Raw genomic sequence first — 14,368 nt, 5'->3', positions numbered from 1 at the left:
CGCTTGGTCTACAGCGCGGACTCAGGCTGTGGCGAGGAGCCGTATGCGCCCCAGATTGACTGGTCATAGTTCACCATGGACCCCGTCATCAGACCTGACTCATCCGTCGACAGAAATGCAACGGCGCGCGCAACTTCATGGGGGTCAATGAGACGGCCAAATGGTTGGGCGGCCGACGCCTGCTTCAGCCAGTCCGAGCTTGCACCATGATGCTCGATCTGAGTCCGGTCCTCGCCTTCGGTGGCCATCCATCCGATGTTCAGCCCGTTGACGCGGATACGATTACGCATGACGGCATAGGCCGTATTTTCCGTAAGCGTTGCCAGGGCGCCTTTGGACGAACAATAGGCAGCGATGAACGGTTGGCCGGCTTTGGCCGACATCGAACCAATATTGACGATGTTGCCCGCGATCTTTTCACGGCGCATGATCTTGATCGTTTCCTGCATCAGGAAAAACGGACCGCGAACGTTGACATTGAATATCTTGTCAAACAATTCAGGCGACGTATCGAGGATCGTGCCGCGATCCGTCACTCCAGCAGCATTCACCAGCACGTCGACCCGGCCGAATTCGACGTCGGCTTTCGCGATGACGGCCCGGCAGTCTTCGACCTTGCTCAAATCGGCGGCGACAAACACGACCTTCGTGCCGGTTGCATCCTGAATTTCTCGGGCTTTTGCCTGTCCTTTTGCCGCAGAACGGCCGCAGGTTACAATGCCGGATGCGCCGCGATCGGCAAACAACCGCGCGATTGCCGCGCCGAGCCCTTGGGTACCACCGGTAACAACCGCAACTTTTCCAGTCAGTCCACTCATGACGATTGTCCTTCGATTTTTGTAACCGGCATTGGCAATCAGAGAACGAGGCGACGATCAGTTACGGGAGTAAGCCGCACCATGTCGGGAGTCGGATGGCGGGAGCGCGGATGAACCGAAATCGCTTGCGGTAGTCCGGTTGAAGCGGCCCGCTCGATGGCGAGGAGTGCGCGCATGTCCGCCAAACCCTCGTCGCCATCCGCTTCCGGCGGCGTTCTTGACTTGATGCAGTCCGAGAAATACGCGACCTGCGCGCCAAAATGATCGATCTGCGGAAACTGGGTCTCGGTCATCTTTCCGTCACGGCGCAGCCGCAGCCGTGTCGCAGCCTCGAATCTGAAGCCGGGATCGAGTTCCAGGTCGCCCGACGTTCCCACGACCCGGTAATTGTCGACGGCCGCTGCCCCGAAGCTGGCGACGAACTGAGCGAGGCCGCCCGAGGGAAATCGCAACGTTGCAGCCACCGAGGCGTCCACCTCGCCAAAGCGCGGATCGTCGACCGGCCGGTGCGCCGTCGCTGTGGCTTCGATCGGCTCTTCTCCAAAGATGTGACGGGCGGCGTTGATGCAATAGACGCCGACGTCCTGAAGCGGCCCACCCCAGGCCGTTGCTTGCAACCGATGATTCCCCGGCGACGCCTGGAAGCTGAACAGCGACTGAAAGAACAGCGGCCGTCCGATTGTGTTAGCGCGAATGTGTTCGAGGACGGCGATGGTTCCAGGTTCGTTGTGCAGCCGGTAAGCCGTCATCAGAAATACGTTGGCGCTGCGCGCAGCGGCGATCATAGCGAGGCCTTCGTCTGCGCTGACGGCGAGTGGCTTCTCGACCATGACGTGCTTGCCGGCACGCGCCGCCCGAATGGCGAAATCAGCATGCATGTGGTTCGGCAAGGCGATGTAAACCGCGTCGATTCCGGGGTCGTCCAGCAGGGCGTCGTAGCCATCATAGCCGACAACCTTGCCAATGCCGTAGAAGTCCGCGAGCCGCGCCGCCTTCGGGCGATCGCCCGTTACGATGGCGGCAACCCGCGAATTTCCGGACTGAACCACGCCGGGCAGAAACGCTTGCTGCGAGATCCAGCCGACGCCGACGACGGCATAGTTGATCATCAATTCTCTCCCGAGTTTCGCCGATGCAACGCCTGAAAAGGGGATGAAACGTTCCGCCTGTGGTTCGGCTTATGGGTTCAGTCGTACAACGACGGACGTGACGGGTATTTGAACGTCGTCGCACGGTCCTCGGTTAGACCTGCTGCGATCTGCTCGGCGATGGCCGAGGCCATGTAGCCGTCCCAGGCGCTTGCCCCGACCGGAGTTCCTGTCGTCACCGCGCTGATCCAGTCCGTCAACTGCCTGCGATAGGCGTCGGCAAAGCGCGGAATCCAATTGCCGGGATAGGAGACTCCGCCAATGCGGTCCTTGTTGCGCATCGTGAGCGAAGGCAGCGCTAGCGCGACTGTTCCTTGCCGGCCTACCAGTTCGGCATGGACATGATAGCCGTAGGCGGCGTTGATATAGACTTCGGTCGACACGATCTCGTCGCGGTCGGTCCGCATCGTGATCATCAGCGGTTCGCCGCCGGGCCCGCTGGCGACATGAGCCGAGACCATTTCCGATCCGGTTAGCCATCGGCTGATGTCGATTTCATGCACGAATGAATTCGTCACCGCCATCGGCCCGGTAAACCACTCCGGCGCACTAACGTTTCGGTGGACGTTGTGCAGCAAGACGGTTGCCCCCACACCGCCGTCGTCCTTTATCCGCTTCATCTCCTGATAGCCGGGATCGAACCGGCGCATATAGCCGACCTGGATCAGCCTGCGCTTCAACGCAACTTCCGCCTGAACCACGCGCAGGGCCTCCGCCGCCGAGGAAGCCAGCGGTTTTTCGCACAGCACGGGCTTTCCGACTTCGAGGCAGGCCAGGGCCAGCTCCCCATGGGTCGCGTCCGGCGTAGCAATGATGACAGCTCCAATGCGATCTGACGCAATCAGGGATCGAGGGTCAGGAAAGACAGTGGCGCCCGCCGCGGCCGCTTTCGCGCGGGTGGCGTCGGCATCGAAGACCCCCGCCAGATGCGCGCCGGGGACCTCGCGATTCACAAGGCGCGCATGTTCTGAACCCATCACGCCCGTTCCAATGACACCCACGCCAACGCCCATTTCTTAGCTCCTCTAGGCTTCTCCGACCAAACGCCTTTCGGACGCGTTCGATCCGTTCGCAATGGCCTTTCTGGGCAATCGCCGCGCCGAGCCACCGGTGTACCGCCGGGGATCACGCACTCCTTCTGATCCCGCGGTTCATTGCACGACCTCATAGCCAGCCAACGCCATCACGCGCACCAGCTCCGCGTGTCCCTTCTTTGCCATTGCAAGCGGTGGATTGATTTTTGGATCCTGCTCTGCCTCGACGACGAACCAGCCCTCATAGCCATAGGAGGCCAGCCGTCCGACGATGGAGGCGAAGTCGAGCGAGCCGTCGCCAGGCACCGTGAAGGCGCCCTTTACGACCGCATCGAGAAAGCTCTCTCTGGTGCGGTCAAGCTCGTCGATCACATCCAAGCGCACATCCTTGGTGTGAACATGCGTGATGCGCTTGTGGTGCTTGTCGATGACGCGCATGACGTCGCCGCCTGCAAAAGCCATGTGGCCTGCATCAAAAAGCAGCGGGATGCCTTCGCCCGAGTGTTTCATGAACATGTCGAGTTCCGGCTCGGTCTCGATCACGGCCGCCATATGGTGGTGATAGGATAGCGGCATGCCCTGTTCGGCGCACCATTCGCCGAACGTCGTCATCTTGCGGGCATAGATCTTGATTTCGTCCTCTGAAAGCTTGGGCTTCGTTGCCAGAGGCTTCGAACGGTCGCCCTGAACGGTGCGTGCGCATTCGCCGTAAACGATGCAGGGCGCGTTGACGGCTTTGAACAGGGCCATTTGCTGGGCAATGCGTTGCTTTTCCTCCTCCAAATCACCGTCAAGCACCAGGCCGGAGAACCAGCCGCCGCAGACGCTCATTTTGTGGGTTTTCAGGATCGGGCCGAGCACTGCTGCATCCATCGGAAAACGGCGCCCGGTCTCCATACCAGTGAAGCCGGCCACGCCCGCTTGACGCAAACATTCTTCGAGCGATACGTCGTCGCTCAGTTCCTCAAGGTCGTCATTCCACCATGCGATCGGTGCGATGCCCAATTTCGCCTTCATAAGAATCTCCGAGGAATGTCGCTGCCTATGCGCATGCAACGGTGTTAAACGCCGACACGCTGTTTCCTTCTGCCCTCGAGTTGGCCTTTCGAGGCCTCAAGAACACTCTCGCGAGCGCTGACTTGCGGCACGCCGACATCCCACCAGGCATCGCCAGGTGTCCAGGTGAAAGCGTCGGAGACGATGGTCAAGACCGTGGTACGGTCGGTGCTCATGGCCCAGTCCATCGCCGCACCGAGATCTGCGAGGCTTTCGACCTTTCGCGCGAGCGCCCCCATGGATTCGGCGTGCTTGGCAAAGTCCACGGAGAACGGTTGCGTGACGCGGCAATCCTTGATCAGGTTGTTGAAGCTCGCGCCGCCCTTGCCGTTCTGCAGGCGATTGATCACGGCATAACCGCCGTTGTCGCAAACGATCACGATGATCTTGTGGCCGCTGAGGACGGTTGAATAGATATCCGAATTCATCATCATATAGGTGCCGTCACCCACCATGACGATCGGAACGCGGGTTGGGTCAGCCATGGCCGCACCCCATCCGGCGGCAATTTCATAGCCCATACAGGAGAAGCCGAACTCGCAGTCGAAAGTATTGGGCTGTTTGACGCGCCAGTTCTTCATGACTTCGCCCGGCAGGCCCCCGGCGGCGGCAATGAGATAGTCGCGCTCGCCGGCATGCGAACTGACGACACCAACCACCTGCGCATAGGTCGGAACGGGTTCGTTGGTGGGCTTTTGGTAGGAATCGAGCGCGGCGTTCCATTTGGCGAACTCGGATTCGCCGTGATTTGTCCATTTGGCGTCTGACTTCCATCCTTTGAGGGAGGCTGCCAGTTCGGCAAGGGTTTCGCGCGCGTCGCCGATGACCGCGAGGGCCTGGTGCTTGGTTGCGTCGAAGCGCGCGGCGTTGATCGAGATGAATTTCGCGTCCGGCGCGAAGCACGTCCATGATCCCGTGGTAAAATCCATCAAGCGGGTGCCGATAGCCAGAATGACATCGGCCTCAGCCGCCAGAGCATTGGCCGAGGTTGAGCCGACGATGCCAATCGGACCGATATGAGCTGGGTGATGGTGCGTGAACGCACCTTTGCCGGCGATGGTTTCGGTAACCGGAATGCCGTGCTCCGTTGCAAATGCGCCGAGAACGTCTTCGGCGCCGGAGTAGCGTACGCCTCCGCCTGAAATGATCAGCGGTCGCTTGGCGCTTTTGAGAATTTCGAGCGCCTGAGCCAGACGATCCTTGTCGGCGCGCGGACGCGGAATGGCATGGACGGTCGGTTTGAAAAAGGCTTCCGGATAGTCCCAGGCCATCTCCTGTACGTCCTGCGGCAGCGCGATGAAAGCTGGGCCGCAATCCGCCGGATCGAGCAGGACAGCGACAGCCTGCGGCAGCGACGAGATGATCTGTTCCGGGTGGGTAATGCGATCCCAATAGCGCGTCACGGCACGGAAGGCGTCATTGACGTTGGTCGAAGGGTCACCGAAGTGCTCGACCTGTTGCATGACCGGATCGGGGCGGCGATTGACGAATGTATCACCGGAGAGCAGCAAGACCGGCAGGCGGTTGGAATGGGCAACACCGGCGGCAGTTACCATGTTCAGTGCGCCGGGACCGATAGAGGAGGTGGCCACCATGATCTGGCGGCGGCGCTTGGCCTTGGCGAAGCCTATGGCAGCCAGCGCCATCGACTGCTCATTCTGACCACGCCAGGTCGGTAGGGTGTCTTTTACGGCTTCCAAGGCTTCCGACAGGCAGGTGACGTTGCCATGACCAAAAATGGCAAAGACGCCGGGAAACAGCATCTCCTTTCTGCCATCAATGATCGTAAACTGATTGCACAGATGGCGAACCAAGGCCTGCGCCATGGTGCAGCGAACCGTCGGCATGCGCGTTCCTCCCGAAATTCTCGATCACCTTCGATGGTGCATATTCGGTTTCGGCAATATTTATTGTCATTTCGTACTTTAGCAAGATAAATTGCCAAAAGTCGGATCGCTCAATATCATCGCTTGGATGAACGCCTTTGCTGCCGTGTTTGCGCGACAGTTCGGTTGCGCGCCATTTCGGTCACCGTCGGAATTCGTGGCGTCGAGTCCTGGCCCGGCTGAAGCAGGGCAGCCGTCGCCATCGCAATGCACTGGACCAAGCACATCGGTGCCGCGAGCGACCTGGAGAACAGATATTCGTCCTCCGGAATCGTGAAGAGTGTCCGGGCGTCCTTCGCAAGGGGCGACAATTGGCTGTCCGTAATGGCTATGATGTGAGTTCCGTTGGTTACAGCCACCTCGGATATGACGACGACTTCCTTTGCATAATGTCGAAATGCGATCGCGATCAGGACGTCGCGGTCGGTCATGGTCGTCGCCATCTCTTGCGCCAGACCTCCGGCAGGGTCGAGAAGGACGACACGGCGGCGCAGCATCGTCAGAAGATACCTGAGCAATGATGCGATGGGTTCGGATCGAAGTTGTCCAGCAATGTAAATTGTTTCAGCCTGCACAAGCAGTTTGGCGGTATCGGCGAGAGTCTTTTCCGATATGACTTCGAGAAGATCTTGAAGTGCCGCCATGTCGCGCACGACCAGATCCCGCAAATAACCGAGACTCCCGTGGTCCTTATTTCGTGAAAGCTCACTTTCGAGAGCGCTGATGCGCTCGCGAAATCCGGGGGCAGCAGTGGCCAGCCTTGTCTGAAAAACCGATTGCAGCTGTTTGAAGCCGGAGTAGCCGAGGTTCTGCGCGAAGCGGACGAGGCTCGATGGATGCGTCTGGCATTTGGCGGCAACGGCATTGATCGATTCGAGCGCCACCACATTTGGATTCTGCGTCAAGAATCGCGCGATCTGCTGAAATCCAGTCGACAAATTTGGATATTCCCGAGTGATCAAGTTGACGATCCCCTCATAATTTTTCGGGATTGTCGCTGCTGGTCCGCTGCGCTTGGTCGGCATTCTCGTTCCTCGCCTGCGATTCCCTCGCCGCCTGAAAATCAACTTCTTTGGCGTTTTAGAATCCGCGTCATTCGTCAGGGCCGAAAAGTTCGTTTTGCTGATAGTGAAATTATTGTTGCAAATCTGGAATTAAGCAACGATAATTGTGAAGGCGCGCGGAATGCGCCGAAGCAAAGCTCGAAACGAGGAAACGTCACTGAGGTCGCAAGAGCAGGTTTGCTCGCTGTCCAACGACAGTAGAGCCGCACAAGCTGTTGCGATCATGGGAGGTGAGTCTGACAGACAGTTTCATCGCGTCCTGACGACCTTGCGCCAACGTGCTGGCTGCTGAGGTTCAATCGCCTCGAAGCGTTGTGCAGGACGAGGTTGCCCGCATTACACCAGTGTCCTTTACGTCAGCGCATCCAATGCGGGCTTGGCGAAGGGAATCGCTTGACCCCAGGATAGGCCGGAGCTTCCAATATGTTGCGAGTTGCAATTCTTGGTGCTGGACGAATTGGAAAAATTCATGCGGCCAACGTGGCGGGAAATCCTAAGGCAAAGCTTGTCATAATTGCCGATCCATACGGCACCGCAGCCAAGGATCTGGCCGATCATCTTGGTTGCGAGGCCTCTCTTGATCCCGTTGCGGCGATCGGGCGAGGTGATGTCGATGCCGTCATTATCGGCACGCCGACGGATACTCATGTCAGTTTGATGCTTCACGCGGTGCGGAAGGGAAAGGCCGTGCTTTGCGAGAAGCCGATTGATCTCGACATCGCCAAAGTGGATGCTGCTGTCCACGAGGTCGAGCAGCTGAACGGCCGCGTGATGGTGGCATTCAACCGCCGCTTCGATCCGAGCGCCCGGCAACTCCGCAGATCGATCGATGCTGGTGAAATCGGCGACGTGCGGCAGGTCATTATCACCAGCCGGGACCCGGGAATGCCGCCGCGTGAGTACGTCCGTCATTCCGGCGGTATCTTTCGCGATATGGCGATTCACGATTTCGACATGGCGCGCTGGCTGCTCGGCGAAGAGCCGATCGAGGTGATGGCGACGGCCAGCCGACTTGTCGATCCTGGATTGGCCGAACTCAACGATTTCGACACGCTCATGGTTCAGATGCGCACGGCATCGGGTCGACAATGTCATGTCAACTGCTGCCGCGAGGCGGTCTATGGCTATGATCAACGGATGGAAATCTTTGGATCGAGCGGAATGCTGCTAAATGAAAATCTGCGGCCAACCACGGTCCGGCGTTGGAGCAAGACTGGGACGGAGGTGCGCGACCCGCTGCTGAATTTCTTCCTGGAGCGATATGCCGAGGCCTACAAGGCGGAATTCGATCAATTTGTCGATGCAATCGAAAGCGGTTCGCCAATGCCTACCACCCCACATGACGGTCGCCAGGCGCTTCGTTTGGCTGACTGTGCGCTTGAGTCTGCCCTGACGGGCCGAGCTGTCAAAGTCTGATCAGAATAGGGATGGGGACGACATGCGTGATATTGGCGTAGGCGTCATCGGCACCGGCTTCATGGGCAAGGCCCATAGCTTTGCCTATCGGGCCGTTGCCGGCATTTTCCCGGGCAGCCTGCGTCCTGTTTTGCAATCGGTTGCAGATATCAATGGGGACGCGGCGGAGCAAGCCGCCAAGCAATTCGGTTTTCGCCGCTGGCGAACCGATTGGCAGGCGCTCGTCGATGACCCGGATATTGAGGTTGTCTCGATCACGGCGCCAAATACCGTTCATCGCGAAATGGCGCTTGCGGCCCTCGCGGCGGGCAAGCACGTTCATTGCGAGAAGCCGATCGCGCCAAATGCCGATGCCGCAAAGGACATGATGGAGGCCGCTGAAGCTGCGGGCGTCGTGACGCAGGTTGGTTATAACTATATCAAAAATCCGATCTTGAAACTTGCACGTTCCATGATTGCGGCAGGAGAACTCGGCGAAATCACCGGCTTTCGCGGCATTCACGCTGAAGATTATATGGCGGATCCGGAAGCTCCCTACAATTGGCGCGTGGATGCCAGCGGTGGAGCGGGTGCCATTGCCGATCTCGGCAGCCATATCATCGGAATGGCCCGTTTTCTTCTCGGCCCCATCAGTCACGTCGATGCTGATTTGGAAACCGTCGTCAAGAGCCGCCCCATCCGCGCCGGCGCATCGGAGCGCCGCGCCGTCGAAGTCGATGATATTGCGCGCCTTACCGTGCGATTTGAGCGGGGATGCCGGGGAACGATTGAAGCAAACTGGGTGGCGACAGGACGAAAAATGCTGCTCGGGTTTGAATTGACCGGCGCAAAGGGGTCTCTTGCCTATACGCAGGAACGCCTCAATGAACTGCTTCATTACCGCACCAGCGGCGATCCACGCCATAGCGGTTACACGCGTATCGAGGCAGGGCCCCAGCATCATCCCTACGGGCTGTTCTGCGTCGCGCCGGGTCACCAACTTGGCTTCAACGATCTCAAGACGATCGAGGTTGCGGAATTCCTGGAAGCGATTGCTGGTGGAGAGAGGCGCGGGCCGGATTTTCGCGAAGCCTGGGAAATTCAGAAGATCATCGATACGGCGGTTCGATCGTCCAAAGTGCGGGCGTGGCAAGCGATAGAGTAGGAGTGACGACCATTGCCGCCGAGGTGCAGGGGGCAGCCTGGGCTACGATAAAATAGTCGAACCGAAGGCAGCCGGAAGAGCTGCATGACAGGGGAGGTGCTGGAGTGGCTCTGCTTGAAGTTCGCAACGTATCGAAGAGTTTTGGCGCCATCCACGCGGTAAACGACATCAGCTGGTCGATCGAGCCCGGCGAGGTCGTGGGGTTGATGGGCGACAATGGTGCCGGCAAATCCACTCTGGTCAAGCTGATTGCCGGGAATTTTCCGCCAACGGATGGGGAAGTTCTCGTCGACGGCGAAGTCTGCCATTTCCATAAGCCGATCCAGGCGCGCGCCAAGGGCATCGAAGTCGTTTATCAGGATCTCGCGCTTGCCGATAATCTCACCGCCGCGCAAAACGTGTTCCTCGGCCGCGAGCTAAACAAGGGGTTCTGGCCCTTCCGAGTGCTCAACAAGCAGGCGATGATCGACCGCTCGGCCCAATTGTTCGACGAACTGAAGTCCGAAACGCGACCGCGCGATCTGGTCAAGAAAATGTCCGGCGGCCAGCGTCAGGCGGTGGCCATCGCCCGCACCCGGCTTTCCAACGCCAAGCTCGTTCTGATGGACGAGCCGACCGCCGCCATCTCGGTGCGTCAGGTCGCCGAGGTGCTCGAGCTCATCCGCCGCTTGAAGCACCAGGGTGTGGCGGTCATCCTCATCAGCCATCGTATGCCCGACGTGTTCGCGGTGAGCGACCGCATCATCGTCATGCGGCGCGGCACCAAAGTCGCCGACAAAGCCACGACGTCGACATCGCCGGAAGAAATCACCGGCCTGATCACGGGAGCGATCCGTGCAGCATGATCTCATCAAGACGACCGAAATCGGTCATGCCGCAATTTCAGATGTCGTGGAGAACAAGGAACAGACCTTTACTGCGCGCCTCATCGCGAGCCAACCGTTCTGGGTGACGATCGCGCTCGTCGCCCTGGTCATGGTCATGGCCATTAATGAACCGAGCTTCGGCACCGTCGAAAATGCCGCCAACGTCACGCGTAACTTCGCGCCGATCGGAATCATGGCGATGGGGATGACCGTGGTCATCATCACCGGCGGCATTGACCTCTCTGTTGGGTCCGTGATGGGCCTGGTGGCGATTGTCGCCGGCCTATTCCTCACCTGGCATTATTCCTGGTATGTCGCCTTCACGATGGGCATGATCGCCGGGATCGCGTGCGGCATGGTCAACGGGTTTTTCGTGGCCTATGTCGGTATGCCTTCCTTCGTCGTGACGCTTGGAATGCTGTCAATCGCGCGGTCGCTTGCGGTGGTGTTTTCGGCCAATCAGATGCTCTATCAGTTCGGGCCCGACGCACCCATCGTCAGAGCCATCGGTCAGGCGAAATGGCCTTTGCGCGCGCCGGTGGGTTGGGCACCGCTCTGGATGCCGGAATTGTCTTCGCATTTCTGGGTCATGGTTGGGCTGGCTCTCATCGTCGGCTATGTGTTCAATTCGAAAGCCTGGGGCCGCCATCTATTTGCGATAGGCGGCAACGAGCAGGCTGCTCGGCTCACCGGTGTCCCGGTCGATTGGATCAAATTTCAAGCCTATGTCTTTTCCGCCTTCACCGCGTCGTTGGCCTCGCTTTTGCTGCTCGGTTACAATGGCTCGGCCATCAATGCCATGGGGCAGGGCTATGAGCTGCGCGTCATCGCAGCGACCGTGATCGGCGGCGCGAACCTGATGGGCGGGGCCGGCACCGCCTTCGGGGCTTTCATCGGTTCGGCCTTTCTGGAGGTCATCCGCAATGCCTTGTTGATGGCCGGCATCGATTCCAATTGGCAGGGCGCATTTGTCGGCGCTTTCATCATTCTCGCGGTCCTTCTCGGCATGCAAACCGGTGGCAAGTCGATCGTTGCAGCCATTTTGGAGCGGTTGTTGCCGAGAAAGCATCGTTAGAAGCCGAATTCACTGCGGGCAATCAGTGAAGGTCAACGAGGAGGAAACGAGATGAAGGGATTTCTCTTAGGCACGGCTATCGCCTTCGGCGCCATATCTGTGGCGATGTCCGGCGCGCAGGCGAAGGATATCTTCGCTTTGGTGCCGAAGAACATGAACAACCCGTTCTTCGATCAGGCTCGCGACGGCTGCAAGAAAGCCGAAGCGGAATCGAAGGGGGCTTTTGAATGTATGTATATAGGTCCCGGTGAGCACGGCGGCGGCGAGGAGCAGGTGCAAATCCTCCAGGATCTGATCGCCAAGAAGGTGAATGGCATTGCCGTATCGCCATCCAATGCCGCGGCCGTAGCTGTGGCATTGCAAGCTGCCAAGCAGGCCGGCATTCCCGTTCTTACCTGGGACTCCGATCTCCTGCCTGACAGCAAGGCCCTGCGCGCCGCCTATATCGGCACCCACAATTACGAGATCGGCACGAACCTCGCCAAACTCGCCATGCAGATCAAGCCGAAGGGCGGCACGGTGTGCATCCAGTCTGGCGGCGCGGCTGCGGCTAACCACAATGAGCGGATGCAGGGAATTCGCGACACATTGTCGGGCAAGAAATCGGCGGCCTCCCCCGGTGACCGCTTGACGGGCCAGAACGGCTGGACCGAGATTCAGGGTTGTCCGCTTTATACCAATGACGACTTCCCGGTATCCGTCCAGCAGTTCACTGACACCATGGCGAAGAACCCTAACCTCGATGCCTTCATTCCGACCGGTGGTTTCCCGCAGTTCATTCCCGACGCAAACCGCGCCGCGGTGGCACCGTATAAGGATAAGATCGCCTCGAAAGCACTTGCCCTTGTGGTGGCAGACACACTGCCGGTGCAGATCGATCAGATGAAGGAAGGCCTGTCACTCGGCCAGGTCGGCCAGCGGCCGTTCGAAATGGGCTATAAGACGATGTTGGCGCTGGAAGCGATGAAATCGGGCAAGCCCGCGCCCGCAGATCCTACTTACACCGGTCTTGATGTCTGCACGCCCGCGACCGTCGCCACCTGTATCGGCAAGTAAATCTGCTCGTTGCAATGATGGGGCGGGAGGCAACTCCGGTCCCATCGTTTTGTCGCGGCGAATTTCAGGTGCGGCTTCGATCGCCGACGTGCGAGCGTCGCGCGCCACGACCCGCGCCTAAATGCGCGAGGACATACTGCCGTCGATTCTGACAAAACGTAGCTCGGAGCCGAGTCGGTCCTCGCCAGGACGGCCCGATTGCCCTTGCCGACTTCGTCTGCATTCTCATTCTCGTTGGCCGTCCTCCCGCAGATGCGCGAAAGGCCGCGTGGCCACGGTCAGTACGTCGTCCTACCGGTAGCACATGTGTATTACGCGCCGCGCCACAACGTTCCAACGATCACGCGTCGCACTCTGTGCAACTCTGCATGCGGGCGGGCTCCTCCAATGGGTTTTTGAGCAGATTGTATGGACCTAGACCTCAGTTGCTGGAACTAGCTAGCCATTACTTGCTCAAATTGGCCCATGATGGATTGGAGCGAGAGTTCAATATTTCCAGTTGGTTAGAAGGCAGCGTGTGCACGACGTGTGCACCGGGAGATTAAGAAAAATCTCAGGACGAGAAACGTGTGCGGTCCTGTGTTGAGAGCGCGCTAATCTCGCGTGACACCGTGACACTCACGAAATCGAACGAGCTATGAGGGCATGATTAGCGATGACGTTCCGGGGAAAGGGCTCTTGTGCAAATCGGACATCGGAGCAGATGACGAGGCCGCCTAGCGGCTCAATACCGAACCTGCGCCTCCGTGGCAGACCTGATGAGCCTGAACCCTAGTCCTTCCGGATCAGTCGCCAGCGACCAGGTGTGGTACCCTCCCGCGTCGAGAATGCTCTAGTGAAGTGACTCTGATCCGAGAAGCCGCATTTGATCGCAATTTCCGTCAGTGACAATGTTGAGTTTGCCAGCAGAGCTTTGCTTTGCTCGATACGTTGGTTCATCAACCAGCGATGCGGCGGTGTACCCGTGCTGACTCTAAAAGCGCGGGCAAAATGGGCCGCGGACAAGCCACATTCGCTGGCGATCCGATGCAGAGAAGTTTGGCCGTCGAGATTCGCGCGAATCAATGCCTTGGCTGTCCGAAGCTGCCATGGTGCCAGTCCGCTGCGGGGAGAGCGATTGCCAGGTCGGCTGCTCGAGTACTTCTGTAGGAAATGAATATTAAGTGCCATCGCAACATGGCCGACGAACAGTTCGTTGGCCTCTTGAGGTCTTTCCAGGGCGGGCAGTAGGCAACGACCTAGATGAACCACGATGGGATCGAGGAAGTTTGCACCCGATGCAACCTCATATTGAACGCGACCAACTTCAAGTTCGTTCGCCAGCTCACTTAGCGCGTTATGCGGCAGATATAGATAGAGGAAGTCGAACGGATCATAGAAGTGAACGATCGTCTCGCATCGCAGATCGTAGATGCTCGTCTCGTCCTTCAAGGCGCCCTTGGGCGCGTATCGGCCATCCAGCCATGTCTCAGCTCTCTGATGCCGCAGCCGAAGGCAGAGTGCGAAGGCCTCGTCGGGAGGCGACGGCAACGTCGGATCGCCGACCGGTCCGGAATATGCCATCCGCACCGCGGCGAACGTTCCCTTCTGTAGCGACTTGACGAGGCCCGAGTTTGGATCGCGGATCATTGGAAATAGCTTCGCAAGCCGATCGCCGTAGAGGCCTTCATCGGTCATGATGTACTCCCAATGCGCGGCCGAAGACGATCGGCCCAGTCTGCGTTCCGTTTTGATGCCCTTGCCTGATTTCCTTGCAGGCTCGTTTTGATCAATCGTGGCTCAGGACATTCAAGCGCCTCGGGTCG

12 protein-coding genes are annotated in these 14,368 nt (G+C 58.9%); 5 read left to right on the top strand and 7 right to left on the bottom strand.

The genetic code is table 11. From position 1 onward, the window contains the following. Positions 1–8: 8 nt before the first annotated feature. From E4K65_RS10610 to E4K65_RS10585, 6 genes are all read right to left on the bottom strand, one after another. Entirely contained in the window at positions 9–818 is an 810-nt protein-coding gene (locus E4K65_RS10610; protein ID WP_135174099.1) for an SDR family oxidoreductase, read from the bottom strand. Between the two features lie 38 nt (positions 819–856). Continuing rightward, entirely contained in the window at positions 857–1,927 is a 1,071-nt protein-coding gene (locus E4K65_RS10605) for a Gfo/Idh/MocA family protein (RefSeq protein ID WP_235885570.1), read from the bottom strand. A gap of 77 nt (positions 1,928–2,004) precedes the next feature. Then, complete coding sequence (locus E4K65_RS10600) at positions 2,005–2,979, bottom strand: Gfo/Idh/MocA family protein (RefSeq protein ID WP_135174097.1); 975 nt, start codon at positions 2,977–2,979, stop codon at positions 2,005–2,007. Positions 2,980–3,117: 138 nt separating this feature from the next. Next, on the bottom strand, positions 3,118–4,017 hold the full coding sequence (gene iolE, locus E4K65_RS10595) for a myo-inosose-2 dehydratase (RefSeq protein ID WP_135174096.1): 900 nt from the start codon (positions 4,015–4,017) through the stop codon (positions 3,118–3,120). Between the two features lie 44 nt (positions 4,018–4,061). Further along, positions 4,062–5,903 carry a 3D-(3,5/4)-trihydroxycyclohexane-1,2-dione acylhydrolase (decyclizing) gene (gene iolD / locus E4K65_RS10590; RefSeq protein WP_135174095.1) on the bottom strand — a complete coding sequence of 614 codons (1,842 nt, stop codon included), beginning with the start codon at positions 5,901–5,903 and terminating at the stop codon, positions 4,062–4,064. A gap of 116 nt (positions 5,904–6,019) precedes the next feature. Continuing rightward, on the bottom strand, positions 6,020–6,967 hold the full coding sequence (locus E4K65_RS10585; RefSeq protein WP_135174094.1) for a MurR/RpiR family transcriptional regulator: 948 nt from the start codon (positions 6,965–6,967) through the stop codon (positions 6,020–6,022). Between the two features lie 462 nt (positions 6,968–7,429). Between E4K65_RS10585 and iolG the strand changes: the two genes are divergently transcribed. From iolG to E4K65_RS10560, 5 genes are all read left to right on the top strand, one after another. Further along, positions 7,430–8,422, top strand: coding sequence for an inositol 2-dehydrogenase (iolG, locus tag E4K65_RS10580; protein ID WP_135174093.1), 993 nt, complete (start codon positions 7,430–7,432; stop codon positions 8,420–8,422). Positions 8,423–8,444: 22 nt separating this feature from the next. Beyond that, positions 8,445–9,566, top strand: coding sequence for a Gfo/Idh/MocA family protein (locus E4K65_RS10575; protein WP_135174092.1), 1,122 nt, complete (start codon positions 8,445–8,447; stop codon positions 9,564–9,566). Between the two features lie 104 nt (positions 9,567–9,670). Then, entirely contained in the window at positions 9,671–10,411 is a 741-nt protein-coding gene (locus E4K65_RS10570) for an ATP-binding cassette domain-containing protein (RefSeq protein WP_135174091.1), read from the top strand. Next, complete coding sequence (locus E4K65_RS10565; RefSeq protein WP_235885568.1) at positions 10,401–11,507, top strand: ABC transporter permease; 1,107 nt, start codon at positions 10,401–10,403, stop codon at positions 11,505–11,507. The genes E4K65_RS10570 and E4K65_RS10565 overlap by 11 nt, the downstream gene beginning before the upstream one ends. Positions 11,508–11,558: 51 nt before the next feature. Further along, the gene (locus E4K65_RS10560; protein ID WP_135174090.1) at positions 11,559–12,563 is read left to right on the top strand and encodes a substrate-binding domain-containing protein; all 1,005 of its coding nucleotides are present in this window, start codon (positions 11,559–11,561) and stop codon (positions 12,561–12,563) included. A gap of 771 nt (positions 12,564–13,334) precedes the next feature. On the opposite strand, the gene E4K65_RS10555 is transcribed toward E4K65_RS10560, so the two are convergent. Beyond that, the gene (locus E4K65_RS10555) at positions 13,335–14,240 is read right to left on the bottom strand and encodes a helix-turn-helix domain-containing protein (RefSeq protein WP_135174089.1); all 906 of its coding nucleotides are present in this window, start codon (positions 14,238–14,240) and stop codon (positions 13,335–13,337) included. Positions 14,241–14,368: the final 128 nt, after the last annotated feature.

Origin of the sequence: Bradyrhizobium niftali (assembly GCF_004571025.1) — a bacterium.
GTDB lineage: Bacteria > Pseudomonadota > Alphaproteobacteria > Rhizobiales > Xanthobacteraceae > Bradyrhizobium > Bradyrhizobium niftali.
Note: the sequence above shows the minus strand (reverse complement) of the source record. Positions and strands in the feature narration are given on the sequence as shown.